The organism is Glycomyces sp. NRRL B-16210 (genome assembly GCF_000719515.1).
In the GTDB taxonomy this organism is placed as follows: domain Bacteria; phylum Actinomycetota; class Actinomycetes; order Mycobacteriales; family Micromonosporaceae; genus Glycomyces.
This window is the reverse complement of sequence record NZ_JOGR01000007.1, coordinates 49,200-74,458: the sequence shown is the minus strand read 5'-3', so window position 1 is coordinate 74,458 and position 25,259 is coordinate 49,200. Positions and strand designations below refer to the sequence as shown.

Below are 25,259 nucleotides of genomic sequence, written 5' to 3'. Positions count from 1 at the left end.
GCATGACCGCCGCCATGAAGGCACCCGCCACGTTCTACCACCTGCACGACCGGCTCGGCGATTTCGGCCTGCGCCTGGTCGACCCGCCCACCGACTCGCCGCTGCTGCACGAGTGGGTGACGCACCCGAAGGCCAAGTACTGGATGATGCAGGACGCCTCGGTCGCCGACGTGCTCGCCGAGCACGAGGCCATCGAGATGAACCCCGGCCACTTCGCCTATATGGGCCTGTACCACTACCGCGCCCGGTTCCTCGTGGAGATCTACGACCCGGCCGGCTCCGAGCTCGCCGAGGTCTACAGCCCCGCCGAGGGCGACGTGGGTATGCACGTGCTCACCGCCCCCAGCGACCAGCCGATCCCCGGGTTCACCAAGGGCGTCATGGAGACGGTCATGCGGCTGCTGTTCGACGGCTTCGGCGCCAACCGCGTCGTGGTCGAACCCGATATCGGCAACGAGGCCATCCACCGCCTCAACGAGTTCGTCGGCTTCCGCCCCGAGCGGGCCGTGCGCCTCAAGGACAAGCAGGCGCTCCTGAGCTTCTGCACCCGAATCGATTTCGAGCGGTCCGCCGCGAGAGGAGTCCCCGCGTGAGCGCCATCGACCACCTGACCCCCGAACGGTGGCACCAGGCCACCAGGGCCCTGCTGGCCAAGGCGATCGGTGAATTCGCGCACGAGCGGCTGCTGGTGCCCGTCAAGGACGGCGAAGCCTACGCGCTCACCGCGCGAGGGGAGCGGTACCGCTTCGCGGCGGTGCGGCTCAAGCTCGACCACTGGGCCGTCGACCCCGCCTCGATCGTCCGCGAGGACGCGGACGGCGCCGAGCGCGAACTCGACGCGGCCGCGTTCTTCCTGGCGTTCAAGGGCGAACTGGGTCTGAGCGACGCGGTGCTGCCGGTGTACCTCGAAGAGGTCGCCGCCACCGTCAACCGCGGCGCCTACCAGGCCGGGGACGACCAGCCGAGCGCCGCCGAACTCGTCGACGCCGGCTTCCAGGCGATCGAGGCGGCCATGACCGGGGGGCACCCGTGCTTCGTCGCCGGATCGGGGCGGCTCGGCTTCACCGCCGAGGACTACCGGGCCTACGCGCCCGAGACCGGCTCGGGCGTGCGCCTGATGTGGCTGGCGGCCAAGCGCGAGCACGCGATGTTCGCCGCCTCGCCCGAACTCGACTTCACCTGGCTCCTGGAGACCCAGCTCGACGCCGACTCGCGCGAGTACTTCGCCTCCATGCTCACCGACCAGGGACTCTCCTATGAGGATGTCTACCTGATCCCGGTGCACCCGTGGCAGTGGCGCAACAAGATCGCGGTGACCTTCGCGCCCGAGATCGCCGCCGGAAGGCTCGTGCCCCTCGGCGAGGGCGACCACGAATTCCAAGCGCAGCAGTCGATCCGGACCTTCTTCAACCGCAGCGACCCGGCCGCCGACTACGTCAAGACCTCCCTGTCGGTGCTCAACATGGGCTTCATGCGGGGCCTGTCCACCGAGTACATGGAGGTCACCCCCGCCATCAGCGACTACGTGGCCGACCTCGTCCACGGCGACCCGACCCTCAAGCGCCACGGCGTCACCGTGCTGCGCGAGCGGGCCGCCGTCGGCTACCGCCACCCCGCCTACACCACCGGCGCGCCGAAGGGCTCCCCGTACAAGAAGATGCTCGCGGCCCTGTGGCGCGAGAGCCCCGTCCCGCGCCTGGCGAAGGGCGAGCACGCCGCGACCATGGCCTCGCTCCTGCACGTCGACGCCGACGGGACGCCGTTCGCCTCGGCGCTCATCCGCCGCTCCGGCATGCCCGCCGAGGACTGGCTCCGGCGCTACCTCGACGCCTACCTGGTGCCGCTCGCGCACTGCCTGTACCGCTACGGGCTCGCGTTCATGCCGCACGGCGAGAACGTGATCCTCGTCCTCAAGGACGGCGCGGTGGAACGGGTCTTCCTCAAGGACATCGGCGAGGAGTGCGCCATCATGGACACGGCCGTGCAGCTCCCCGAGGCGGTCAAGCGCATCCAGGGCCCGGTGCCCGACGAGGTGCGGGCGCTGGCGATCCTCGTGGACGTCGTGGACTGCTTCCTGCGGTTCCTCGCAGCGAACCTGCACCTCGACGGGATGCTCGACGAGGACGAGTTCTGGCGCGTGACCGCCGAGTCCCTGAAGGACTATCAGGCGGCGCACCCGGAGCTGGCCGAGGAGTTCGCGCGCTTCCCGATGTTCGAGGACGGCTTCAAACTCTCGTGTCTGAACCGCTTGCAGCTCAAGAACAACCAGCAGATGGTGGACATCGAGAACCAGGAGGAGAGCCTCATCTACGCCGGTGAGCTGGACAATCCGCTCGCGCCCTGGCGCTGAGCCGACCGGAGCCCGCGGGGCCGGTCGGCACGGGCCGGCCCCGCGACCGGACCCGGGTACGACTGCGGCGCAAGGGCTCTCGTACCGCCGCGTCTTCCGATCGCCTTCGCGTCGCTCGCCTTCGGGCCCGACGGGCCTGGCGGGGCGAGACGCGACAGGCCATCATGAAGCATGCCTTTGAACAGCCCTGTCCTCATCACCGGTGCCAGCCACGGCCTGGGTATGGCCACCGCCGCCGTCCTCGCCGCCGAGGGCGTCCCCTTGGCGCTGTGCGCCCGCGGCGCCGCGCCCTTGAACGAGTTCGCCGAGAAGCTCCGCGCCGAATATGAGGTCGCCGTCGTCACCCGGGTCCTGGATGTCAACGACGCCGAGGTGCTCGTCGAGTTCGTGCACGAGGCCGGGCGGCGCCTGGGCGACCTCGGGGGCCTGGTCGCCAACGTCGGCGGCGCCCGCGGCCGGAGCCTGGCCGACACCGAGGCCGACGACTGGGTCTACACGCTGGGCGTCAACGTGACCAGCGCGATGACCGCCCTGAAGTCGGCGCTGCCGCAACTGCGGCGCACCGGCGGCGCGGCGGTCCTGGTCTCCTCGATCTCGGGCACCAAGCCCTCCCCCGGGCTCGCGTACGGCTCGACGAAGGCCGCGCTCAACCACGCCGCGACGATCCTCGGGCGCGAGCTGGGCCCCAGCGGCGTGCGCGTCAACGCCGTCGCTCCCGGTTCGATGCTCATCCCCGACCGCAACTGGGACCGGCTGCGCGTGGCCGACCCGGGGCGCTACGAGACGTTCCTGGAGGAGTTCCCGAACCGGGCGCTGCTCGACCCGAAGGACGTGGCAGAGGTGATCGCCTTCCTCTTGTCGGACAAGGCGAAGGCGATCAACGGCGCGGTAGTCCCGGTCGACGGCGGCCAGAACGCCCCGAGCGCCTACGGGTACTAGGAAGCCTTGCGGCCCATGAGGGACGGGAAGACCAGGAGCGCCACGACCGCGCAGCACACGCACAGCATCCCGTAGCTCGCGTACTCGACGATGGGGCCCGAGGCGATCCCCGCGCCCATGGCGGACAGGCCCATCACGAGGTCGGAGAAGCCCTGCGTGGACGGCCGGTTCGCCGGGGTGACCGCGCCGGTGACGAGCGCGGCCGAGCCGACGGTCATCGCCGACCAGCCGAGGCCGAGCAGGACCAGGCCCAGGGAGACCCGCACGTGGTCGTCGGCCGGGGCCGACCCCGAGACGACGCAGGCGGCGACGAGGGTCGCGGTGCCCGCCATGAGGACCGGGCGGGCGCCGTATCGGTCGATGAGGCGCCCGAAGACCGGCGCGAAGGCGTACATCGCGCCGATGTGGAGCCCGAGGATGAGGCCGACGACGGTGAGCGCCCGCTCCGGATCGGCCATGCCGTGTCTGATGTGGAGGGCCGTCATCGCCATGACGCCGACCATGACGAAGTGGCCGAGCGCGGCGGCGATGACGCCGGTGCGCACGGCCGCGTTGGTCTTGGCGGTGCGGTAGCCGTCGGCGATCGAGCGGCGGGGCGCGTCGGTCTCGCCGCTGATCTCGCGGGCGGTCAGGAGCGGGTCGGGGCGCAGCACGAGCCCGATGATCGCGGCGGTGAGCAGGCACAGCAGTCCGATGGCGGCCATGGACCCGACGTAGGCCGGACCGCCGAACCAGCCGGTCCAGGCCCGCTCGGCGAGCGCGGCCGTCGACGGGCCCACGACCGAGCCGATCGTGGTGGCCCACACGACGATCGCCAGGTGCGAGCCGCGCCGCGCCGCCGGCGCGAGGTCGGCCGCGGCGTAGCGGGACTGGAGCCCGGCGAAGGAGGCCGAGCCGAGCAGGAAGTAGCCGACGACGGCGACCAGGGGGTTGTCGAGGTGGACCGCGGCGATGACGACGAGCGTGCCGAGGACGGCGCAGCCGTAGCCGAACGCGAGGCCGCCGCGGCGCCCGTAGCGCTCGGTGATGCGCACGGCGGGCACGACGACGAGCGCCGAGCCGCCGACGAAGAGGCTCTGCGCGAGCCCGGCGTAGGTGCTGGAGCCGGTCATGTCCTCGATGAGGAGGGCGCCCACGGCGATCCCGATGCCGACGGCGAGGCCGCCGAGGATCTGGGTGCAGAACAGGGTCCGCAGCACGCGCCGCTGGAGGGCGGTCGTGTCGAGCGGCAGCGTCGGCGGTGTGCGCGGTTCGGCGCCAGGGGGTTCGGTCTCGGTCACGGGGGTCCTTTCTGGAGTTGTCGGCCGGATCGGGTGCGGTCCGGCCGTGCGAGCGCCCCGGGGTGCGGGGGCGCCGCGGCGTCAGACCGGCGGTGCGGCCGGTCCTGAAGCGCGGGCGACGGCCTCGGCGACCGCGGGGGCGTGCGCGGGGTCGAGCCGGGCGGTGCTGATCCGGATGCCCTGGTCGCCGTGGAAGGAGAACGCGCGGCCGGGGGCGACGGCGTAGCCGGCGTCGCGCAGCGACACGACCGCGGCGGTCTCGTCGGCGACCGGGATCCACAGGTTCAGGCCCGAGCGCCCCCACACGTCGACCCCGCGCTCGGCCAGGGCTTCGCGAAGGGCCCCTTGGCGTTCGGCGTAGACGCGTCCGGCGTGCCCGATGCGCGCGGCGACGGTCTCGTCGGTCCAGGCGGCGATCACGAAGTGCTGGAGGATGCACGAGACCCAGCCGTGCCCCATGGCCATGCGGCCCTGGACGCGGGCCTTCGTGTCCGCGTCGGCGGCCACGAGCGCGCAGCGCAGGATCGGCCCGTAGGGCTTGGAGACCGAGCGGACGAACATCCAGTGCTCGGCCGCGTCGGCGACCGGGTGCAGCGGGATCTGCGACAGCTCGCCCCAGTGGTCGTCCTCGATGACGAGCACGCCCGGGTGCTTCGCCACGACCGCGCGGAGGGCGGCCGCGCGCTCGGCCGACACCGCCGCGCCCGTGGGGTTCTGGCCGCGCGAGGTGAGGATGAACGCGCGGGCCCCGGCGGCCAGGGCGGCGTCCAGTTCGGACGGCAGCGGGCCCTCGCCGTCGATGGCGACCGGGGTGACCTGGTAGCCCGCCGAGAGCAGCAGGTCGCGCCCGTTCGACCAGGTGGGCTCCTCGACCGCGACGGTGTCGCCGGGTTCGATCCGGGCGGCGAGGCCGCGCTCGAAGGCGTCGAGCGCGCCGGAGGTGACGGTGAGCTCGCCGCGCACGCCGTCGGCGGCGAAGCGGTCGCGGGCGAGGTCGAGCAGGTGCGGGCAGGGGCCGCCGTCGCGGTAGTTGCCGTGGGAGGTGTCGACGCGGGGCTTGAGGGCGTCGAGGTCGGGCAGGAGCGCGACGTCGGGCTCGCCCGAGACGAGGTCGACCATGCCGTCGGGCACGGTGAGCTCCCCGGCGGGCGTGAAGGCCGAGCGCTGGCGCACGAAGGTCCCGGCGCGGCCGCCGGTCTCGACGACGCCGCGTTCGCGCAGGCGGCGGTAGGCGGCGGCGACGGTGCCCGGGGCGACGCCGAGATCGGCGGCGAGCCTGCGGACGGGGGGCAGGGTGCGGCCGGGGGCGAGGTGTCCGGCGCGCACGCCGGACTCGACGCTGGCGGCGATCTCGTTTGCCGCCGAACCGGTGATCTGATACTGTACCGACATAACGAGCCGATTGTACCAGTACAAAATCAGGCGATGGGAGCCCCCCGATGACGACCCTCGACAGCCCCTCCGGCGGCCGGTTCGCCCCGACCGAGCGCACCACCCCCAACCGCTCCCGCGAGCGCGTCACCTACGAGAAGGCCGACGCGTACCGGATCCTCGACGAGGCGCTGCACTGCGACGTGGCCTTCGTCGGCCCCGACGGCGCGCCGCGGGTCCTGCCGACGTTCCATGTGCGCGTGGGCGACACGCTCTTCCTGCACGGCTCAACCGGGTCGAGCATGGGCCTGGGCGGGCGCGAGGGCTTCCCGGTGAGCGTCACGGCGACCATCGTGGACGGACTCGTGTTCTCGAAGTCGTGGTTCCACCACTCGATGAACTACCGCAGCGTCGTGGTCCACGCGAACGCGACGCTGGTGGAGGACACCGACGAGCGCTGGTCGGTGTTCAAGGCGCTCATCGACCGCATGGCCGAGGGCCGCTCCGACCGGTCGAGGGCCGCCAACCCCAAGGAGAACGCCATGTCGGCGCTGCTGGCGATCCCGCTCGAGGAGGTCTCGGTCAAGCAGCGCCAGGGGCCGCCGGTGGAGGAGCCCGAGGACGAGGACCTGCCGTACGTCAACGGCGTCGCCGAGGTGGCCACCTCGATCACCGGGCGGCTGTAGACCGCGGTCCGTCCCTCGCCCCGCGCCGCCGCGACAGGACCGCGGCGAGCGGGACGCGAGCGTCCCACGGGGCGGCACAAGTCCAAGGGGCGGAACGTGAAAGGACCGGGCGGGCCATACGGCCCGCCCGGTCTTCGCTCGCTCTGGTTCAGGCCGGGGCGTTCGCGGCCTTGGCGGCCTCGGCCCGGTCCAAGCGCCACACCGCGATCGAGCCGCCGCCGGCGACCGCGACGACGAACAGCACGAACGTCAGCGTGTAGGGCCACGACGGGGCCGCGTCCTCGGTGTTCTGGACCAGCGCGCCCCGCTCCCCCGCGGCCCACCAGATGCCCTGGCGCATGAGCTGGAGGAAGTCCCGGTCGCCCCAGGTGTCGCCCTCGCCGCCCGGCGAGGCGTAGAAGACCGCGTGCTCGTCGCTGCTCCAGGCGACCGGGTCCTCCGATTCGAGCCGCGCGAGGACGGTGAAGCCCTCCTCGTCGGGCTCGGGGTCGAAGTAGTACCAGCGCTCGGTCACTTCGAGGTCGTCGAGGCCGTCGGTGATCGGCGAGCCGGATTCGAAACCCACCGTCTGCTCGGTGCGCGGCTCGCTCGGCGGCGTGACCACGGTGGCGCCGAGCATCTCCTGGTAGAAGTCCCAGTCCGGTTCGCTCGCGGCCGCGGCGTTGGTGGCGACGAAACCGCCGCCGCCTTCGACGAACGCCCGCAGCGAGGCGCGCTGGGCCTCGTCGAGCAGGCCCTCGCCGGTGTTGAGGAAGACCACCGCGTCGTAGCCGGCGAGGTCGGCCAGGTCCTCGGGGTCGCCTTCGACGAGGGTGAAGTTCCAGCGGCGCGCCTCCATCTGGAGGCGCTCCACCGCGAAGTCCGCCACGTCCTGGCGCTCGTTCCCGGTCGTGAGGACCAGGACCTGAGGCCCCCCGGCGGCCAGGGCCGCCGAGGGGGCGAAGGCGGGCGCGCAGGCCAGCGCGACGATCATGCACAGTCGCAGCACGGTTCTCACGCGCCCAGCCTAACGGTTGGGCGATTCGGATCGGCTAGCCGCAGTGGCTCCAGCCGCTCGTCCAGGAGGTCGATCCGACCTTGCCGCCCCATTTGACGCATTGGCCGGCGGCGGCCTTCTTGACCGGCCCGGCGTAGTAGGAGAAGTTGCCCGAGTCGGTGGTGACCGCGCCGCCTTCGACCTGGAGGGTCGAGGCGACCGCGCTGGGCGTGCCGACGCTCGTGTGCTTCAGCGTGACGACGCAGTTCTGGCCGTTGGAGCTGTTGTACATCAGGACGATCGTGCCCGCCGTGCCGAGCGCGTGCTGGTTGATCTGGGTGAAGCCCGAGCCGCAGACCTGCCCGGCGGTGTAGGGGTTACCTCCGCCGCCGCCGCACCCGTTGGAGGAGGTGATGGCCTTCTTGGTGCCCAAGGGGACCGCGGTGCCCTCGACGGTGGGGCTGACGACGGTGCCGGAGGCGTTGCGCTGCTCGTAGTGCAGGTGCGGGCCGGTGGAGCCGCCAGTGGAGCCGACGGTGCCGATGACGGTCCCCTGGGAGACGGTCCGGGAGGAGCCGACGGCGCCGACCATGCTCGCCAAGTGGGCGTAGCGGGTGCGGGTGCCGTCGGAGTGGACGATCTGGACCCACTTGCCGTAGCTGGTGCTGCCTTCGTCGTAGAAGGTGGCGGTGCCGGCGGCGGTGGCGCGCACGTTCTCGCCGTTGATGGCGTCCGAGCCGTAGGTCTGCCAGTCGATGGAGTTGCTGGGGTTGTGGCCGCCGGTCCAGTTGTTGGCGTAGAAGGTCTTGTTGCAGTTGAAGGGGCTCTTGTGGTTCAGGGCCTGAATGGAGGCGTCCTCGGCGTTGGCGATCACGGTGGGGACCGCCGCGCCGGTGAGGGCGAGTGCGAGGGCGCTGATGAGGATGACGAGTCGGCGCGTGCGCCGGGAGATCGCGGGCCGGTGGGCCCGTCCTGTGTTCCGCATGAGGAACCTCCTTATAGCGAGTCGGGGTCGCGCTGGGGTGCGGAGCGCTGGCCTTCATGCGTAAACAGGACGATATCGGAGTTTTTCTTCATTAGATAGGTCAAGTTTGAAGAATTTCTTCTTACGGGGAGAAGACGGCCGCGCCGCCGGATCGGCTGGTGTTCAACCGGATCGGCGGCGCGGCCCGCTGCTTGACCTTCCTATTACTTGTACAAGGCCTTCGCCAGTCGGCGCTGGGCGATCCACATGCCGGCGACCGCGAGGGCGAGGAGGTAGGCGATGTTGAGGAGCATCATCGGGCCCGGCTGGCCGAGGCTGAGGCCGCGCACGAGCTCGATGCCGTGGTAGAGCGGCATGGCGTAGACGATCGGCTGCGCGAAGGCCGGGTAGGCCTCGACGGGCGTGAAAGTGCCGCCGAACAGGAACATGACGAAGACGACGGCCATCATCCAGTCGAAGTCGGGCCAGTCGCGAAAGAGCGTGGCGAGGGTCAGGCCGATCCCGGCGAAGGCGAGCGAGATGAACACGCACGCGGGGACGGCCAGGAGCGACCACCAGGAGTCGAGGAGTCCGAACAGGCCCATGACGACGACGAACGCGCCGATGTAGGTGCCGCCGCGGATGAGGGCCCACCAGACCTCGCCGAGGGCCACGTCCCAGGGCCGCAAGGGGGTGTTGAGGATGCCGTCGTAGACCTTCATCCACTTGAACTTGGCGAAGACGTTGATGGAGGTCTCCGAGAGCACGCCCATCATGGCGGCGTTGGCGAGGATCGCGGGGGCGACGTAGGCGGTGTAGCCGACGGTGGTGCCGTCGGGGAGCGTGATGTCGCCGACGAGGGCGCCGACGCCGAACCCGAAGGCGAACAGGAAGAGCAGGGATTCGACGGCGCCGGAGGCGACGAGGATCCAGGCGCGGCGCATGGCGACCCAGTTGCGGTTGAGCATGGCGCCGGAGGAGCGGAGATTCGCGCGGGCGGCGCTGTAGGCGATGACGGACACGCGGTCTCCTAGAAGTTCAGGCGGCGCTGGATGACGCGGCGGGCGGCGAACCACCCGGCGACGGCCAGCAGCACCAGGTAGGCGATGTGGGCGAGGGGAGGCAGCGCGGGCGCGACGTCGGCGGTGGCGGCGCGGGCGAGTTCGGTGCCGTGCCACAGCGGCGAGATCCACACCAGCGGTTGCAGGAAGCCGGGCATCTGGTCGGCGGGGAAGAACACCCCGGAGAACAGCGAGATGGGCATGACGGCGAACCGGAAGATCATGTTGAGGTTCGCGTCGTTCTTGATGCTGGAGGCCCAGAAGTGGAGCCAGGGCGCGAGAGCGGCGGAGGTGAGCACGGCGGCGACGATCGCCAGGGCGGCCCACGCAGAGCTGTAGACGCCGAAGAAGGCCAGGACGATGACGACGATGGTGCAGTTGGTGAGGGGCCGGAAGAGCACCGCGTAGGCGAGGTGTCCGTTGAGGATGTCGAGCGGGCGCAGCGGGGTGGCCCGCTGGGCGAGGTAGGCCCCGCCCCAGTCCTGGTAGCCGCCGAAGACGGGGAAGACCATGTCGTTGCCGAGCATCATGACCGCGACCGAGCAGATGAGGCCGGGGGCGATGAACGCGGCGTATTCGAGGCCGCCGAGGGAGGCGGGGTCGATGTAGGAGCCGACGCCGATGCCGACCGAGACCATGTAGAGGATCGGCAGGAGCATGGAGGTGAAGGCGGTGCCGTGCCAGACGTGCCGGTAGAGGGCGAGCTGGAGGTTGAAGGCCCGCCAGGCGCCGACGGTCGCGCTCGGGGCGGTGCGGTCGACGGTTGTGGTCGCGGTGACGGTCACGCTTCGTCCTCCACGAGGGCGCGGCCGGTCAGGCGCAGGAAGACGTCTTCGAGGGAGGCGCGGCGCGCGAGGGTGGAGGTGGGGCGGATCTCGCGGGCTTCGAGGGCGGCGGCGGTGTCGTCGGCGTCGTCGGTGTAGACGAGGATCTTGTCGGGCAGCGGCTCGATCTGGGCGCCGACGCCTTTGAGGGTGAGGGCGAGTTCGGCGAGCTCGGCGGTGTGGGCGGTGCCGAAGCGCAGTTCGACGACCTCTTTGGTGACGTGGGTGTCGATGAGTTCGCGCGGGGAGCCCGCGGCGATGACGCGGCCCTCGTCCATGACCACGAGCCGGTCGCAGAGCTGCTCGGCCTCGTCCATGTAGTGGGTGGTGAGCAGGATCGACACGCCGCGGTGCTTGAGCTGGAACAGCCGCTCCCACACCAGGTGCCGGGCCTGGGGGTCGAGTCCGGTGGTGGGTTCGTCGAGGATGACCAGGTCGGGGTCGTTGATGAGGGACCTGGCGATGGCCAGTCGCCGCTGCATCCCGCCGGAGAGCTCGTTGACCTGGTCTTTGGCGCGGGCGGTGAGCTGCACGAAGTCGAGGAGCTCGGCGGCCTTGGCGCGGGCCTCGCGCTTCCTGATGCCGAAGTAGCCGGCGTAGACGACGAGGTTCTCGAAGACGGTGAGCATCCCGTCGAGGGTGTTGTCCTGGGGGACGACGCCCAGGCGCGCGCGGATCGCGGCGCCTTCGGTGCGGGGGTCGCGTCCGAAGACCTCCAGGGTGCCTTCGGTGGGTTGTGAGACGCAGCCGATCATCCGCATGGTGGTGGATTTTCCCGCCCCGTTCGCGCCGAGGAAGCCGAAGGCCTCGCCGCGCAGGATCTCGAAGTCGACGCCGCGGACGGCCTCGTGCTCGCCGTAGCTCTTCCGCAGGTCACTGGCGCGAACCAGCATCTCGTTGTCATGTGGCATGGGTTCACCCTAGGCCGGGCGTCCGACATCCGACCAGTGATTTTTGAAAGGTTCGTTTCACACTATTGCCGAAAAGGTAGGGCAAGCACTACCCCCATTGAGGGGCCAGCAGTAGCGACAGCGGCCCCGAAAGGCGGGAGGCTAGAGGTGATCCAGATGAACGTCTAAAGATCGGAACAGCAGATGACGCTCCTCGCCGAGACACCCGCGACACCCCAGCCCAAGGAACGGGCGGGGAGCGACTTCGCGCAGTTGAGCCGACGGATCAACGACGCCGGGCTCATGAACCGCCGCCCGGCGTACTACGTGATCCGCTTCGCCCTCGTGACCGCGGTGTTCATCGGCGGCTGGGTGGCGTTCGCCTTCATCGGCAACTCCTGGTTCCAGATGATCACGGCCGTGTTCATGGCCCTGCTCAGCACCCAGGTCGCGTTCCTCGGCCACGACCTCGCGCACCGCCAGGTCATCCGCAGCCGCTCGACCTCCGAGAAGCTCGGCTGGTTCACCGGCAACCTCGCCAACGGCATGGGCTACGGCTGGTGGAACGACAAGCACAACCGCCACCACGCCAACCCCAACCACGAGGAGCACGACCCCGACGTCTCCCCGGGCCTGTTCGTGTGGTCCAAGCGCCAGGCGGGCTTCGCGCAGGGCATCTCGACCTGGTTCGGCAAGTACCAGGCGCAGTTGTTCTTCCCGATCCTCACCCTCGAGGGCCTCAACCTCAACGTCTCGGGCATCAAGTCGGTCGCCAAGCCCGGCCTGAAGCACCGCGGCTGGGAGGCCCTGTTCCTGGCCGTCCACTGGGCCGCCTACCTCGGCGCGCTGTTCATCGTCCTCTCCCCGGGCAAGGCCGTCGTGTTCCTCCTGGTGCACAAGGCCGTGTGGGGCGTGTACATGGGCTCGGTCTTCGCGCCCAACCACAAGGGCATGCCGACCCTCGTCGGCGAGACCGAACTGGACTTCCTGCGCAAGCAGGTGCTGACCTCCCGCAACGTCAAGGGCGGCTGGTTCACCAACTTCGCCCTCGGCGGCCTGAACTACCAGATCGAGCACCACCTCTTCCCGGCCATGCCCTCGGTGAACCTGAACCGGGCGCAGCCGATCGTGGAGCAGTTCTGCAAGGAGAAGGGCATCGACTACCACGCGACGGGCCTGATCCAGTCCTGGCGCGAGGTGCTCGCCGGACTCCACGCCCACGGCGAGCCGCTGCGCAACCCCGAGCCCGCCAAGGCCTGACACCCGCAAGCTCTGAAGCCGCCCGCGCCAGCGCGGGCGGCTTTCGCGCGCCCGAGGGATAGAGTCGGTCCATGCCCCGAACCGGACGCGGCCGCTCCCCCGCCGAGTCGCCCTGCCGCGCAAGCGCAATGGACACCCCATGACGCGGCTGCTGGACGTCGACCGCCGCGCGGTGGCGGCCCTGGTCGCCCTCTCGATCGCCGCGTTCTGCTACGTGACCGTCGAGACGCTGCCGATCGGACTGCTCGCCGAGATCGCCGAGGACCTCGGCGTCTCGCAGTCGCGGGTCGGCCTCCTCGTCACCGGGTACAGCGTCATCGTCGTGGTGACCACGCTGCCGCTGGTGCGCGTGGTCGCGCGGATGCCGCGCCGGCCGCTGCTGCTCGCGCTCCTGGCGGTCATGGTGGTCGCGACCGCGCTCTCGGCCGCGGCGACGAGCTACGGCCTGCTGCTGGCCGCCCGCGCCGCGATCGCGCTGAGCCAGGCGGTCTTCTGGGCGATCGTCGCGCCGCTGGCGGCCGGGATGTTCCCGATCGAGGTGCGCGGACGGGCGATGGCGGTGGTCTTCACCGGCGGGTCCATCGGCCCGATGCTCGGCGTCCCCGCCGGGACCTGGCTCGGGCAGCAGGCCGGCTGGCACGTCGCGTTCCTGGCCGTCGCGGGCCTCGGGCTGCTCGCGTTCCTCACGCTGGCCGCGGCGCTGCCGTCGGAGCCGACGCGCAACGCGCACGCCGGGCAGGGCACCTCGCCGGACGTGCGCCGGTACGTGCTGCTGCTCGCCACCTCCGTGTTCGCCGTCGGCGGGTTCTTCGCCGTGTTCACCTACACCGCGAGCTTCGTGACCATGGTCGCCGGGATGTCCGCGGCGCTGCTGGGGCCGCTGCTGCTGGCCCGCGGCGTGGCCGACTTCGGCGGGATCGCGGCGGGCGGGGTCCTGTCCGACCGGAACCAGCGCCTCTCGGTCATCCTGCCGATCGGGCTGCTCACGGCCGTCCTCGTCGTCATGTTCGCCCTCGGCACAAACCCGTGGGCGGCCTCGGCGGCCATCGTGGTCACCGGATTCGCCATGGGGGCGCTGATCCCGGCGTTGCAGAACCGCGTCATGGAGTTCGCTCCGGGAAGCACCGACACCGCCTCGGCGGGGAACTCGATCGCCTTCAACGTCGGCATCGCCCTGGGCTCCTCGCTGGGGAGCCTCACGCTGAGCCAAATCGGGCCCCGCTCGGTCGCGCTGACCGGTGCCGCACTGGCGGCGGTGGCCCTCGTGGTCGCGCTGGCGACCACGGCGACGGCCGGGGAGAAGGCCGGGAAGACGCTGTTACGGTGGGGCCGATCGCATCCGAGGTGAGACGAATGAGCGCGAAGGATCGCAGCACGTACCCGCTGGCAGTGCACCTGCTGCTCTACCGGGGCGGCGAACTCCTGTTCCTGCAACGGGCGAACACCGGGTACGCCGACGGCCAGTGGAGCGTCCCGGCGGGCCATGTGGAGTCGGGCGAGAGCGCGGTGGCGGCCGCGGTCCGCGAAGGCGCCGAGGAGGTGGGGGTCGCGGTCGAACCGGAGGATCTCGCCTTGGCCCTGGTCCAGCACAAGAGGGACCCGATCGACGGCGACGAACGAGTGGACCTGTTCTTCCGGACGGCGAAGTTCACCGGCGAGCCGAAGAACCGCGAACCGCACAAATGCGCGCAGCTCCAATGGGCGGCCCCAGGCGAGCTGACGCAGGTGATCGGCTACGTGGCGAACGCCCTGGAACGAATCGAAAAAGGTGCGGTGTACGCCGAATACGGCTGGTAACAACGCCACCGCACCGGCGGCCGACCCGGATCAGTCCTTGCGGGCCTCGAAGACGTCGGCGGCGGTCGTGGCGTAGGACGCCCGGTGAAGCCAGGTGCTGAGCAGCAGCTCGTCCTGGCACGCCTCGATCCGCGTACGCTCCTCAGAGGAGAGCGCCACGTTGTGATCGGTGAGGACCATCAGCAACGCCTGGGCAAGCCCCTCTGCACGGCCTTCGACACGGCCCTTCTGCATGAGCTCTTCACGAAGTTTCGAGGCGAACGGGTAGGTCATGGTCATGATTATGCCTTTCCAGTGGTCATACGCGCCACCTTCGCCGAGGCCGACTACGACGTACTCGGCGAAGAACTTGGCGGATTCGATGTCGATGGAGTGGAGCGCGCCCGCAAGTGCGTCGAGCGCGGTGTTGATGGCGGGGTTCAGCCGATGCGCGAGCGCCGCCAGGACCGCCAGCATCACGTCTTCCCCCGCGACGATCGAGTCGGTGATGAACGGTGCGTTGTCCGGGCCGATGATCAACGGGTGCACCGTGGCCGAGGGCCGACGTTCGGGGCCGAGCGTGATGGGCCTGCGGCAGGCCGCGGCGGCGGCCCGGTCCGCGGTAAGGATGATCAGCGTCGCGGGAGCCTTGTAGTACGCCTCCAGATAGGACAGGTACCAGTGCCACGCGCGCTTCTTATCCTGCGTGGGCGGCTTCGACTGCGGCTCGATGACGAGTATCTCGGGACCGAGATCGGTTTCGACCAGGAGCGCGGTATCCACCTCGCGGGTGATCGTCTTGATCTCGGTCAGGTCGGAGTCGATGACGACGACGCTGTTGAACTGCGGGAAGTCCTCGTCGAGGCAGACCTTGAGCGCACGGCGGACAAGGTCGGGGTCGTCGCGGAACAGATGATGCATGGCCTCATGGGGCGTTTTCGGCATAAAATGAGGCTATGCGCTGATTCGTACGAGTCCTCGGATTTCGGGTGCGTGTCGGATATGGCCGAGGCCACTCGGCTGCGTGTTACTCGACTGCGTTGGCGGCCTGGTCTCGTAGGGACCTGACGTGTTGTTCCAGGCCCATGAGTTGGCCGAAGAGGGTCATGTACTCGTCTTTGTCGGTGCTCGGGTTCACCCGCTGCAACCGGCGTTTGAGGTCGGCGACCTCGGTCTCGACCACGGGTCTTTGGATGCGCGCCAGGATCGTCCGCACATAGAGCGCGTCCGGTTCGCCCGCGATGCGCAGCTCCTCCACGGCCAGTTCGTTCACCAGGGCCCCCGCGGCGAGTTCGGTGCAGGCGCCTTGGACGGCGGCGATCCAGTTCGGGCCCGCCGCGGCCTTCGCGGCCCCTCCGGCGGCCTCGATGGCCTCGCGGACGGCGCGGTAGTTCGGGTCGGTGTACGGGGTGGCGTCCACCGCGTCGAAGTAGGGGCCGGCGACCTGGGGCTGCTGGAGCGCGACCTTGAGGACCTCCCGCTGGGCCCGCGACTGGGTCGAGTCGGCCCTGGCCTCGCGCTTGGGCCCCGCGGGGGCCTCGGGCGCCTGCCCGGTGGCCGCGCCCTGGACGGCGCGGCGCAGTTCGGCCTTGTCCTTGCCGAGGCGCCCGGCGTAGACGCCGAGGTACTCCTCGACCAGCCCGCGGTCCTTGACGCGGGCCAGCAGCGGCGCGATCGCGCGCGTGGCGTGCAGGCGGCCCTCGGCGGTGTCCAAGTCGTGCTTGGCGATCGCGCGTTCGAGCGCGAACTGGACCAGCGGCGTGTGCCGCTCGATGAGCTCGCGCACCGCCGTGTCCCCCTCGCTCTGGCGCAGCTCGCACGGGTCCTGGCCGCCGGGGGTGACGGCGATGTACGTCTGGGAGACGAAGCGCTGCTCCTCGTCGAAGGCCTTGAGCGCGGCCCGCTGGCCCGCCTCGTCGCCGTCGAAGGTGAAGATGATGCGCCCGTCCGCGGACTCGGAGTCGAACAGGAACCGCCGCAGGATGCGGATGTGCTCGGGCCCGAACGCGGTGCCGCAGGTCGCGACCGCCATCGGCACGCCGGCGAGGTGGCAGGCCATGACGTCGGTGTAGCCCTCGACGATCACGACCCGGCCGCTGCGCGCGATGTCCTTGCGGGCCAGGTCGATCCCGTAGAGCACCTGCGACTTCTTGTACAGGGGAGTCTCGGGGGTGTTCAGGTACTTGGGGCCCTGGTCGTCCTCGAAGAGCTTGCGGGCGCCGAAGCCGATCACCGAACCGGAGGAGTCGCGGATGGGCCAGACCAGGCGGCGGCGGAACCGGTCGATGAGGTTCCCGGTGCGCGAGGGCTTCGCGAGCCCGGCCTGGGTCAGCTCCTCGGCGGTGAAACCCTTGGCGCGCAGGTGCTTCGCGAGGGCGTCCCACGAGTCGGGGGCGTAGCCGCAGCCGAAGGTAGCGGCCGCGTCACGGTCGAAGCCGCGGGTGGTGAGGAACTGGCGGGCCGTCGCCGCATCGGGCGACAGGAGCTTGCCGGTGTAGAACTCGGCGGCGGCGGTGTGGGCGTCGAGCAGGCGCTGCTTGAGGCCCGGCTGGCCGGAGGGCCCGCGCTGGACGCGGCCGTCGACGTCCTCGTAGGTGAGCTTGAGACCGGCGCGGACGGCGAGGCGCTCGACCGCCTCCACGAAGGTGAGGCCGTCGAGTTCGGTGATGAAGGTGATGGCGTCGCCGCCGACGCCGCAGCCGAAGCAGTGGTAGACCCCGCGCGCGGGGGTGACGTTGAAGCTCGGGGAGCGCTCGTCGTGGAACGGGCACAGGCCCTTGAGGTTGCCGCCGCCGGCGTTGCGCAGGGTGACGCGCTCGCCGATGACATCGGCGATGTCCACGCGCTCGCGCACCAGCTGGATATCGGCGTCCCGGATTCGCCCTGCCACTGTTCACCTCTTCTCACTGCCGCACCCATTCTGCCCGGTGGGTCCGACGGCCCGGGACCGGACGCCGCCGGGTGTGAGCGGAGGAGTGGGCGGCGGCACGCCGAAGGCGGTCGCCGACTCGCCCCGGGCCCTATTACCATCCCTAACCCCCACCCTCCCTGGGGAAAGGTAGGTCCCACTCTCCCGCGCGGGTACGACAAGAACCGGGCCCGGCGGCCGTCGTGTCACCCGAAAGAGTGCGAGACGTGTGCGGCGTTCGCAGCACTCCAACTCGCCGAAGCCCTCCACGAGGAGCAGCGTCCGTGGCGGCACCGCGGCCGCGGCACTCCGACTCGCCGAAGCCCTCCACGTGGAGCGGCGCCGCGGCCGCACGGTCGGTGCGCGGGCTCCGCGACCGGCTCGGGGTAAGTCGGACATCGTGGACGGGTCGGCGCCGTCACGTCCGAAAATCGCTCACCGAACGTGTTGGCGCCGAAGAAGGTCCAGCGTGCGGGCGCGCTGTACCATGATCCTCGACGCCACCTTTCCCGACCACGCCTCATGGTTGCGCGGTCCGATCCGCTAGAGTCGCCTATCATGCCGGACCCAACGCCCGAGCAGCCGCCCTCCTGGCCTCCCACCAGCGAACCCGCGGCCACACCCACCAATCCGCCCCGCATCACAGCGCGCGGGGTGGGTCACATGCCTTCCGCGGTGCCGGAGGACGATTCGGCGTCCGACCAGCTCCCGCCCCCGCCGGCCCCCGCCGGTCCCTCCCTGTACGGCGAGACCGCGCAGGCCCCCGGACCGTACACGGAGCTCGACCCCGAGGCGCGCCGCGACGAGTGGGCCGCCGACCTCGGCGGGCCCTCCCCCGAGGTCCCGCGCCAGCAGGCCGGATCCCAAGAACCCCCGGGCCCGCAGGACCAAGGCCCGCAAGGCGAATGGGGCGAGTCCCCCGACTGGCCGCCGAAGTCGAGCCAGGACTGGATGAGCCAGCAGTCCCAGACCGGCTGGGGCCTGGCGAACGGCGGCGCCACCTGGCCCGTCCCGAGCCCGATGCCGACCCAGCCCGGCCCCGAAGCGAGCCCCGCGGCGGCCCCCGCCCCGCAACCCAACGTCGAACCCTCACCCGCCGAGGGCGGCCCCTTCGCCGCTCCCCCCGAGGGCGGCGCCCCCAACCGGCCGGCCCCGGAGCAGCAGGGCGGCCTGGAGTTCCCCGAACTACGAGCCGACCCGTACGAGGCCGACCTCTACGGGCAGGCCCAGTACCGCGGCGACTCCGGCGGCCAGGACCTCTACCAGTCCGACCCCTACCAGGCCGAACGGCTCCAAGCCGAGACGCAGCAGGCCGCCCAGGCGCCCCAGGCCCCGCCGTTCCCCCCGGCGCCCCAGCCGGGCTCCTATGGGGAGCAGCCCTCCGGGCAGTTCGACGCCGACCCCTTCGGCGGCGCGCTCCAAGAGGCACCGCCGCAGGCCCGCCCGCCCCAGCCCGAACCCCGAGTCCAGGACCAGCAGTCCTATGGGGACCAGCCGTTCGACGGGCGCCCCGGAGGCATCGAGACGCCCGCGACCGAAGCCGTCCCGGCGCAGCGCCGCCCCGAAGAGGCCCCCGCGCCCGAGGCCCCGGCCGAAACCTCCCCGCGCGAGACCCGCGTCTCCCCCCCGACCCACCGCGGCGTCCGCTACGCCTTCTACGGCATCGGCGGCCTCATCACCCTCGGCCTGATCATCGGCATCGTCCTCATGCTCGGCGCCTCGCCCCCGAGCGAACCGAGCCAGCAGGGCGGCGACACCGACAACGACGGACCGAACGAGGACCCCGCCGTCGATGGCGCCCTCACCGCCGAGCAGTACAGCGAACTGGCCGCGGCCGCCGGCTCCGACGCGTGGTTCGCGTGGCGCTACGGCGACGCGAGCGGCGGCAGCGACGCCGGCGAACTCCCGCAGGTCGAAGGCGACGCCCTCGCGACCGCACCGCTCCTCGGCGAGGCCGACCGGAGCATCCAGGGCCAGGTCGGCTACCTCACCGAGGAGTCGGGCCTGTCCGGGATCGACCACGTCACCGTCGTCGAGAGCACCGACGACCGCATCGGCCTCGACCCGCGCGCGGGCGGCCGGTTCTCCGAGCAGGGCGCGCCCGAACTCGAACTCGAAGAGGGCGCGACCGCCGACTGCGTCGCGGGCCTCGGCGGCGACCTCGGGCGGCCGGTGGCGCTGGCCCGGCCCGAGCAGAGCGCCGAGATCGACGCCCACTCGGTGATTGCCTTCTCCTCGGGGATCGTCGCGACCACCGGCATCAGCGGCGCCCAGGGCGGCACCTGCCTGCAACTGCCCGACGGCCAGGTCCCGACCGACGTGGCCCTCACCGACGGCAACGAGCTGGCGCTGGTGACCACCTGGAGCCCCGACACGCAGACCGGTTCGCTGGTCGTCATCGCCTTGGCCGACACGAGCGGCTCGTACCAGTCGAGCTGGTCGGAGTCCTACCCCGGCCTGCCGAACCCCGGCCACTTCGCGACCGCGTTGATCGTCGGGACGGTCGAGCTGCCGTTCGGCTCGCCGACCTCGGTCGACGCGTGGTCGAACTCCGGCGGCTCGCTCGGCCTGGGCCGCGGCGTCATCGAGGGCGACGCGCACCGCGACACCGTCGCGACCGCCGCCTACGCGATCGTCGGCGACCTGAGCTCGAGCCAGGTCGCGGTCGTGGACCTCGCCTCGACGCTGGCCGGCCTGGCCGAGCAGCACTACGACGGCGTGCAGTTCACCTTCGACGCGACCGCGGGCGAGGCGATGGTCCTCCCCGGCGGCGTCGCCGACGTGGCCGCCACCGAGGGCTCCTCGGCCGTGGCGACCCGCGACGGCGTGGTGCACGAACTCGACGGCGACCTGAACGAGACCGCCGCGACCGACGTCGGCGCGAACCCGACCTGCCTCGTGGTGGGCGCCCAGAGCGGCGCGTACATCGCCACGAGCCGGTCCGAGGCGACCATCAGCTGGGTATCGGGCGGGACGGTCGCCAAGGAGCTGGCCGACGCCCGCTTGAGCGACCCGCTGTGCGCCTCCGAGGCGCCCGCGCTGGACGTGAAGGGCTACTCGGGGACCGCCGCGGTGGTCCTGGTCTCGGACTTCGAGGGCGGGAAGCTGCACGCCTACCTGGACGGGCAGGCCACGATCCCCGGCGGCGCGACCGTCGGCGGCGAGGGCTTCTCCTACGGCGGCGCGTACGAGGTGGCCGGGAAGCCTTGGGACGCTTCGGTGACCGTGGACCTCGACTGAACGAACGACCTTCAAGCGGCGCGGGCCCTGCGGCCCGCGCCGCTTCGTCTTCCAGCGGTCCCCTGTGGATGAGAAGCCTTCGGGGCCAGACGGGTCGGCGGCCGTGCAAGTGACCGAGGCACCGGCCGGGCCGATAGGTTGTGCGGAACCGATCACGATGCCGGAGGCACTCGCAACATGGATGGTTACGGTCTCAATCTCGCACTCGTCGGCGTGCTGGTGCTGATGAACGCCCTGTTCGCGGGCAGCGAGATGGCGCTGGTGTCGCTGCGCGAGGGCCAGTTGCGGGCGCTGGAGCGCGAACCGGGCAAGGGCGCGCGGACGCTGGTGCGGCTCGCGCGGGACCCGAACCGGTTCCTCGCCACGATCCAGATCGGCATCACCCTCGCCGGGTTCCTGGCCTCGGCCACGGCCGCGGTCTCGCTCGCGGCGCCGCTGGTGCCGGCGCTGGAGTTCCTCGGCGGCGCGGCCGATGCGGTGGCGGTCGGGCTGGTCACCGTCGTGCTGACGTTCTTCACGCTCGTGCTCGGCGAGCTCGCGCCGAAGCGGATCGCGATGCAGAACGCGCTGCGGTGGGCGCTCATCGCCGCGAAACCGCTGAACTTCCTGTCGACGGTCTCGCGGCCGGTGGTGCTGGCGCTGAGCGCCTCGACGAACGTGGTGGTGCGGATCTTCGGCGGGAGCACCGAGCCCGACTCGGACCAGATGGACCCCGCCGAGCTGCGGGAACTGGTCTCGGGGCAGCGGACGCTGAACCCCGAGCAGCGCCAGATCATCGTGGGCGCCTTGGAGATCCACGCGCGCCGCCTGCGGGAGGTGCTGGTGCCGCGCCGCTCGGTGTTCACGCTCCCGGCGGACACGGACGTGCGCGAGGCGCGAATGCTGCTGGCGGCCTCGGGCCACTCGCGGGCGCCGGTGACGGGCCCGACGGGCCTGGACGACGTGCTCGGCGTGGTGAACCTGCGCAACCTCCTCGACGACGCGAGCGGCCTCACCGAGGCGATGCGCCAGCCGGTGGTCTTCCCCGAGTCGCTGCGGGTCACCGACGCGCTGCGCCGGTTCAAGACCGACCACGAGCAGTTCGCGGTGGTGGTGGACGAGCACGGCGGCATCGGCGGGATCGTGACGATCGAGGACCTGCTGGAGGAGTTCGTCGGGGAGATCTACGACGAGACCGACCGGGACGTCATGGGCGTGACGCACCTTGCCGACGGCACGATGTCGGTGCCGGGGGTGTTCCCGGTCCACGACCTGGAGGACCTCGGGGTCGAGCTGACCGACCCGCCCGAGGGCGGCTACACGACCGTCGCGGGCCTGGTCCTGGCGAAGCTGGGCCGCCTGCCGGAGACGCCGGGCGACCGGGCGCGGGTGTCGGGATGGGTGTTCGAGGTGGCCGCGATCGAGCAGCACGCGATCACGACGGTGCGGATCAAGCGTGCGACGGGCGGCGCGGAGGGCTGAGCGGCGAATCGCCGCCCGCCGGCGCGCGTCGCGGCCGAGTTCGCCCTTTCCTACCAGGTGGCGCACGCCCCGCCGCTGAAACGACCCGGCGGCCCCGGGGCTGAGGGCGGTGCGGCGCGTCACCGGGAAGGGCGGTCGCGCCGGTCCGCTGGAATACTGGAGCGGTGACACGACAGCTCTCGCTCGCAGGTCGGCCGGTCGTCCCGCCGGTGGTGCTGGCGCCCATGGCCGGGATCACGAACCTGCCCTTCCGCAAGCTCTGCCGCGAACTGAGCCGATTTACGGCTCGCAAGCAGCGCCGAGAGGGCGCGGGCATCTACGTGTGCGAGATGATCACGACGGTGGCGCTGACCGAGCGCAACCCCAAGACGATGCGCCTCATCGAGTTCGACCCCGAGGAGGAGGTCCGCAGCCTCCAGCTCTACGGCGTGGACCCGGCCGGGATGCGCGAAGCGGTGCGGATGGTCGTGGACGAGGACCTCGCCGACCACGTCGACCTCAACTTCGGGTGCCCGGTGCCGAAGGTCACCCGGCGCGGCGGCGGCTCGGCGCTGCCGTGGAAGCGCCGGCTGTTCCGCGAGATCGTGACGGCCGCGGTGGACGCCGCCGGGGACCTGCCGGTCACGGTCAAGATGCGCAAGGGGATCGACGACGACCACCTGACGTACCGCGAGGCGGGCCTGATCGCCCAGGACGCAGGGGTCGCGTGGGTGGCGCTGCACGGGCGCACCGCGGCCGAGCGGTACTCGGGGGTCGCCGACTGGGAGGCGATCGCGGACCTCAAGGGGCGCTTGGACGTGCCGGTGCTCGGCAACGGGGACGTGTGGGAGGCCGACGACGCGCTGCGCATGGTCGCCGAGACCGGCTGCGACGGGGTCGTGGTCGGGCGCGGGTGCCTGGGGCGCCCGTGGCTGTTCGGGGACTTGGAAGCGGGTTTCAACGGCCGGACCGAGCGGCGGATGCCGGCGCTCGGCGAGGTCGCGAAGGTCATGGGCCGCCACGCGGCGCTGCTGGTGGAGTGGCTCGCCGGGGCCGAGTCGTACGAGTCGCGCCGGAACATCTCGGCGGAGGAGCACGGCTGCAAGGAGTTCCGCAAGCACGTGGCCTGGTACCTCAAGGGTTTCCCGGTCGGCGGCGAGCTGCGGCGGGCGCTGTCGATGGTGTCCTCGCTGAACGAGCTGGAGGACCTGCTCGGGAAGCTCGACGCGGCGGCGCCGTTCCCGGAGTCGACGATCGGCAAGCCGCGCGGGCGCACGAACAGCCCCGGGAAGGTGACCCTCCCGGAGGGCTGGCTGGAGGACCGCGACGACCGCACGGTGCCCGTCGGCGCCGAGATCGACTCCTCGGGCGGCTGACGGCGGTCCGACGCGGAGGCGCGGCACGGTTTCGGCCGAGGTCCCGCCTCGGGAGCGGTTTCGGCGGTGCGGCCGGCACCGCGAACGGATTTTCGTCGCCGGGTCGCCGGGTCGCCGGGTCACCGAGTCACCGAGTCACCGAGTCACCGAGTCACCGAGTCGCCGGGTCACCGAGTCACCGAGTCACCGAGTCACCGAGTCACCGAGTCACCGAGTCACCGAGTCACCGAGTCACCGAACGATCATCATGGACGCGAAAAAGGGGCCTCCGGTGCCGGGAGGCCCCCTCCGCATATGCGGTCTTCTCGACTCAGGTCCCTACTGCGATGCCTTCGGTTCCTTGCCGTACTTCTTGTAGAACTTGGCGACCCGGCCCTCGTCGTCGAGGACGCGGCTCTTGCCGGTCCAGAACGGGTGGGACGCCGAGGAGATCTGGACGTCGATCACCGGGTAGGTGCGGCCGTCCTCCCACTCGACGGTCTCGGCCGAACCGGCCGTGGACCGGGTGAGGAAGGAGAAGTCCGCCCCGCGGTCCCGGAAGACCACGTAGTCGTACTTCGGGTGTATGCCCTGCTTCATGCTCAGTTCCTTTCCTTGCTCTCGAAACAACCGTCGAAGGGGTCGAGGTATTCCCGCCACGCGGCCCGGCCCTCGGCCCGTTCGGCGTCGGTGAGCAGGCAGCCGTCGAGGAGTTCGGCGATCTCGGCCGCGTCGAAGTGCAGGCCGACGAAGGCGAGCTGGATGCCGCGGTCGCCGTACTCCTCGTCCCAGTGCAGGTCGGCGTTGACCCGCCGCTCGGGGCTGGAGTCGGCCCACGCCTCGTCGGGGGTGGCCGCGAGCCAGGGCCCCATGTCCCCCATCGAGACCCCGCCGCCGCCGGACTCCCAGGCGACGATCCGGTCGGGCTGGGACGCGAGCCACAGGTGCCCGCGCCCGCGGAGGGTGCGCCCGGCCAGCGCCGAGAGGGCGCGGTGGAAGCGGTCGGGGTGGAAGGGTCCGCGGGCGCGGTAGACGGCGGCGACGACGCCGCAGTCGGGTTCGGGCTCGTGGCAGCCGATGGCGTATCCCTCGATGCCGCGGCCGAGGGTCTCGGGTGCGTCGGGGTCGTAGCGGGCGCTGCGGCGGATGCGGGCGGCGAAGGCGGCGGGGTCGGCGTCGAGGTGGCGGGCCCAGGGGTTGAGGCGCCGGAGGAGGACGTCGAGGCGGGTGCGTTCGAAGCCGTCGACGCCGGTGGGTTCGGGGTTCCAGAGGACGACGGTGTCGGCGTATTCGATCTGGCGGGCGGTGACGTCGGCGACGGTGCGGTCGTCGTCTTCGGCGGCTTGGAGGCGGCGATCGGCGAGGTCCTGGTCGGATTCGAGGTCGGTGAGGAGGGTGGTGGGGTCGCAGACGGCGACGACGGAGTCGATGCGGAGCGCTTCGGTGACGGGTGCGCCGTCGATGCGGCACCAGGAGCAGGCTGCGGCGACGGTCTCGGGTTCGATGGCGGGCGGTAGGACGAGGGCGAGGTCGCCGCCGGGTCTGGTGCGGGCGAGGCGGACGAGGGCGGGGAGGAGGTCTTCGCGGACGGTGCAGGCGATGCAGCCGTGTTCGAGGGTGAGGTGTTCGTCTTCGAGGAGGCCGCGGCCGTCGCGGACGGTGCGGCGGACGGTGCCGGTGGCGAGCAGTTCGGTGAGGTCGTGGGCGATGACGAGCAGGTCCGGGTCGGCGGCGAGGAGCAGGTCGGCGGCTTCTCGGGTGGCGTGCGGCGCGAACCCGGTCAGGATCGTCAGTGCGGGCCGTGTGTCGTCGGGCGGTCCGGGGGCCCGGGTCTGGGCGGCGGGGCCCGTGCGGTGCCTGCGGGCCGGTGGTCGGGGCGGTTGTGCGGGCGAGGACATGCGGACCTCCAGTCTAATCGAAAACGATTGTCATTATACTA

General features: G+C 71.3%; 21 protein-coding genes. 10 read left to right on the top strand and 11 right to left on the bottom strand.

The window, feature by feature from the left end:
- Positions 1-2 precede the first annotated feature (2 nt).
- The 3 genes from IF12_RS0110895 to IF12_RS0110885 all read left to right on the top strand — a co-directional run bounded on the left by IF12_RS0110895 (position 3) and on the right by IF12_RS0110885 (position 3,289).
- On the top strand, positions 3-593 hold the full coding sequence (locus IF12_RS0110895) for a GNAT family N-acetyltransferase (RefSeq protein ID WP_035748821.1): 591 nt from the start codon (positions 3-5) through the stop codon (positions 591-593).
- Positions 590-2,350: an IucA/IucC family siderophore biosynthesis protein gene (locus tag IF12_RS0110890; protein WP_030157944.1), complete on the top strand. Its 1,761-nt coding sequence runs from the start codon at positions 590-592 to the stop codon at positions 2,348-2,350. The genes IF12_RS0110895 and IF12_RS0110890 overlap by 4 nt, the downstream gene beginning before the upstream one ends.
- Before the next feature lie 171 nt (positions 2,351-2,521).
- Entirely contained in the window at positions 2,522-3,289 is a 768-nt protein-coding gene (locus IF12_RS0110885; protein WP_030157942.1) for an SDR family oxidoreductase, read from the top strand.
- Here the strand turns inward: IF12_RS0110885 and IF12_RS0110880 are convergent.
- Complete coding sequence (locus IF12_RS0110880) at positions 3,286-4,569, bottom strand: MFS transporter (RefSeq protein WP_051704249.1); 1,284 nt, start codon at positions 4,567-4,569, stop codon at positions 3,286-3,288. The genes IF12_RS0110885 and IF12_RS0110880 overlap by 4 nt on opposite strands.
- Positions 4,570-4,650: 81 nt before the next feature.
- Positions 4,651-5,961 (bottom strand): aminotransferase class I/II-fold pyridoxal phosphate-dependent enzyme, encoded by a 1,311-nt coding sequence (locus IF12_RS0110875; RefSeq protein WP_030157938.1) that lies wholly within the window; start codon positions 5,959-5,961, stop codon positions 4,651-4,653.
- A 47-nt stretch (positions 5,962-6,008) separates the two neighbouring features.
- Here IF12_RS0110875 and IF12_RS0110870 point away from each other — a divergent pair, with 47 nt between their 5' ends.
- On the top strand, positions 6,009-6,626 hold the full coding sequence (locus tag IF12_RS0110870) for a pyridoxamine 5'-phosphate oxidase family protein (RefSeq protein ID WP_051704248.1): 618 nt from the start codon (positions 6,009-6,011) through the stop codon (positions 6,624-6,626).
- A gap of 148 nt (positions 6,627-6,774) precedes the next feature.
- Here IF12_RS0110870 and IF12_RS0110865 read toward each other — a convergent pair whose 3' ends face one another.
- The 5 genes from IF12_RS0110865 to IF12_RS0110845 all read right to left on the bottom strand — a co-directional run bounded on the left by IF12_RS0110865 (position 6,775) and on the right by IF12_RS0110845 (position 11,362).
- Positions 6,775-7,623, bottom strand: coding sequence for a ThuA domain-containing protein (locus IF12_RS0110865; protein WP_133884380.1), 849 nt, complete (start codon positions 7,621-7,623; stop codon positions 6,775-6,777).
- A 34-nt stretch (positions 7,624-7,657) separates the two neighbouring features.
- Positions 7,658-8,587 carry a M23 family metallopeptidase gene (locus IF12_RS0110860; protein ID WP_051704247.1) on the bottom strand — a complete coding sequence of 310 codons (930 nt, stop codon included), beginning with the start codon at positions 8,585-8,587 and terminating at the stop codon, positions 7,658-7,660.
- 203 nt (positions 8,588-8,790) lie between these two features.
- On the bottom strand, positions 8,791-9,588 hold the full coding sequence (locus IF12_RS0110855) for an ABC transporter permease (RefSeq protein ID WP_051704246.1): 798 nt from the start codon (positions 9,586-9,588) through the stop codon (positions 8,791-8,793).
- An 8-nt stretch (positions 9,589-9,596) separates the two neighbouring features.
- Positions 9,597-10,412 carry an ABC transporter permease gene (locus tag IF12_RS0110850; RefSeq protein ID WP_051704245.1) on the bottom strand — a complete coding sequence of 272 codons (816 nt, stop codon included), beginning with the start codon at positions 10,410-10,412 and terminating at the stop codon, positions 9,597-9,599.
- Positions 10,409-11,362, bottom strand: coding sequence for an ABC transporter ATP-binding protein (locus tag IF12_RS0110845; RefSeq protein ID WP_030157924.1), 954 nt, complete (start codon positions 11,360-11,362; stop codon positions 10,409-10,411). Before IF12_RS0110845 ends, IF12_RS0110850 begins: the two co-directional genes overlap by 4 nt.
- Positions 11,363-11,545: 183 nt before the next feature.
- Here IF12_RS0110845 and IF12_RS0110840 point away from each other — a divergent pair, with 183 nt between their 5' ends.
- From IF12_RS0110840 to IF12_RS0110830, 3 genes are all read left to right on the top strand, one after another.
- Complete coding sequence (locus IF12_RS0110840; RefSeq protein WP_030157921.1) at positions 11,546-12,601, top strand: acyl-CoA desaturase; 1,056 nt, start codon at positions 11,546-11,548, stop codon at positions 12,599-12,601.
- Positions 12,602-12,740: 139 nt separating this feature from the next.
- Positions 12,741-13,949: an MFS transporter gene (locus IF12_RS0110835; RefSeq protein ID WP_030157919.1), complete on the top strand. Its 1,209-nt coding sequence runs from the start codon at positions 12,741-12,743 to the stop codon at positions 13,947-13,949.
- A 5-nt stretch (positions 13,950-13,954) separates the two neighbouring features.
- On the top strand, positions 13,955-14,398 hold the full coding sequence (locus tag IF12_RS0110830) for an NUDIX domain-containing protein (protein ID WP_030157917.1): 444 nt from the start codon (positions 13,955-13,957) through the stop codon (positions 14,396-14,398).
- Positions 14,399-14,428: 30 nt separating this feature from the next.
- On the opposite strand, the gene IF12_RS0110825 is transcribed toward IF12_RS0110830, so the two are convergent.
- A complete protein-coding gene (locus IF12_RS0110825; RefSeq protein WP_133884381.1) occupies positions 14,429-15,322 on the bottom strand; it encodes a hypothetical protein in 894 nt (297 codons plus the stop codon).
- A gap of 82 nt (positions 15,323-15,404) precedes the next feature.
- Positions 15,405-17,267, bottom strand: a complete 1,863-nt coding sequence (gene dnaG / locus IF12_RS0110820) for a DNA primase (protein WP_030157913.1) — start codon at positions 17,265-17,267, stop codon at positions 15,405-15,407.
- Between the two features lie 681 nt (positions 17,268-17,948).
- Here dnaG and IF12_RS0110815 point away from each other — a divergent pair.
- From IF12_RS0110815 to dusB, 3 genes are all read left to right on the top strand, one after another.
- A complete protein-coding gene (locus IF12_RS0110815; RefSeq protein WP_030157911.1) occupies positions 17,949-20,525 on the top strand; it encodes a hypothetical protein in 2,577 nt (858 codons plus the stop codon).
- 177 nt (positions 20,526-20,702) lie between these two features.
- Positions 20,703-21,986, top strand: coding sequence for a hemolysin family protein (locus IF12_RS0110810; RefSeq protein ID WP_030157909.1), 1,284 nt, complete (start codon positions 20,703-20,705; stop codon positions 21,984-21,986).
- A gap of 164 nt (positions 21,987-22,150) precedes the next feature.
- Positions 22,151-23,341, top strand: coding sequence for a tRNA dihydrouridine synthase DusB (gene dusB, locus IF12_RS0110805; protein ID WP_030157907.1), 1,191 nt, complete (start codon positions 22,151-22,153; stop codon positions 23,339-23,341).
- 318 nt (positions 23,342-23,659) lie between these two features.
- On the opposite strand, the gene IF12_RS0110800 is transcribed toward dusB, so the two are convergent.
- Together IF12_RS0110800 and IF12_RS0110795 are read right to left on the bottom strand one after the other, a co-directional pair.
- Positions 23,660-23,920 (bottom strand): type B 50S ribosomal protein L31, encoded by a 261-nt coding sequence (locus tag IF12_RS0110800; protein ID WP_030157899.1) that lies wholly within the window; start codon positions 23,918-23,920, stop codon positions 23,660-23,662.
- 2 nt (positions 23,921-23,922) lie between these two features.
- Complete coding sequence (locus tag IF12_RS0110795; protein ID WP_081913485.1) at positions 23,923-25,218, bottom strand: GTP-binding protein; 1,296 nt, start codon at positions 25,216-25,218, stop codon at positions 23,923-23,925.
- Between the last annotated feature and the right edge of the window lie 41 nt (positions 25,219-25,259).

Coding starts and splice junctions, on each gene's coding strand:
- IF12_RS0110815 (WP_030157911.1), top strand. CDS start 17,949: ATGCCTTCCGCGGTGCCGGAGGACGATTCGGCGTCCGACCAGCTCCCG.
- IF12_RS0110835 (WP_030157919.1), top strand. CDS start 12,741: ATGACGCGGCTGCTGGACGTCGACCGCCGCGCGGTGGCGGCCCTGGTC.
- IF12_RS0110875 (WP_030157938.1), bottom strand. CDS start 5,961: ATGTCGGTACAGTATCAGATCACCGGTTCGGCGGCAAACGAGATCGCC.
- IF12_RS0110885 (WP_030157942.1), top strand. CDS start 2,522: ATGCCTTTGAACAGCCCTGTCCTCATCACCGGTGCCAGCCACGGCCTG.
- IF12_RS0110810 (WP_030157909.1), top strand. CDS start 20,703: ATGGATGGTTACGGTCTCAATCTCGCACTCGTCGGCGTGCTGGTGCTG.
- IF12_RS0110825 (WP_133884381.1), bottom strand. CDS start 15,322: ATGCCGAAAACGCCCCATGAGGCCATGCATCATCTGTTCCGCGACGAC.
- IF12_RS0110830 (WP_030157917.1), top strand. CDS start 13,955: ATGAGCGCGAAGGATCGCAGCACGTACCCGCTGGCAGTGCACCTGCTG.
- IF12_RS0110800 (WP_030157899.1), bottom strand. CDS start 23,920: ATGAAGCAGGGCATACACCCGAAGTACGACTACGTGGTCTTCCGGGAC.
- IF12_RS0110895 (WP_035748821.1), top strand. CDS start 3: ATGACCGCCGCCATGAAGGCACCCGCCACGTTCTACCACCTGCACGAC.
- IF12_RS0110845 (WP_030157924.1), bottom strand. CDS start 11,362: ATGCCACATGACAACGAGATGCTGGTTCGCGCCAGTGACCTGCGGAAG.
- IF12_RS0110870 (WP_051704248.1), top strand. CDS start 6,009: ATGACGACCCTCGACAGCCCCTCCGGCGGCCGGTTCGCCCCGACCGAG.
- IF12_RS0110840 (WP_030157921.1), top strand. CDS start 11,546: ATGACGCTCCTCGCCGAGACACCCGCGACACCCCAGCCCAAGGAACGG.
- IF12_RS0110795 (WP_081913485.1), bottom strand. CDS start 25,218: ATGTCCTCGCCCGCACAACCGCCCCGACCACCGGCCCGCAGGCACCGC.
- IF12_RS0110860 (WP_051704247.1), bottom strand. CDS start 8,587: ATGCGGAACACAGGACGGGCCCACCGGCCCGCGATCTCCCGGCGCACG.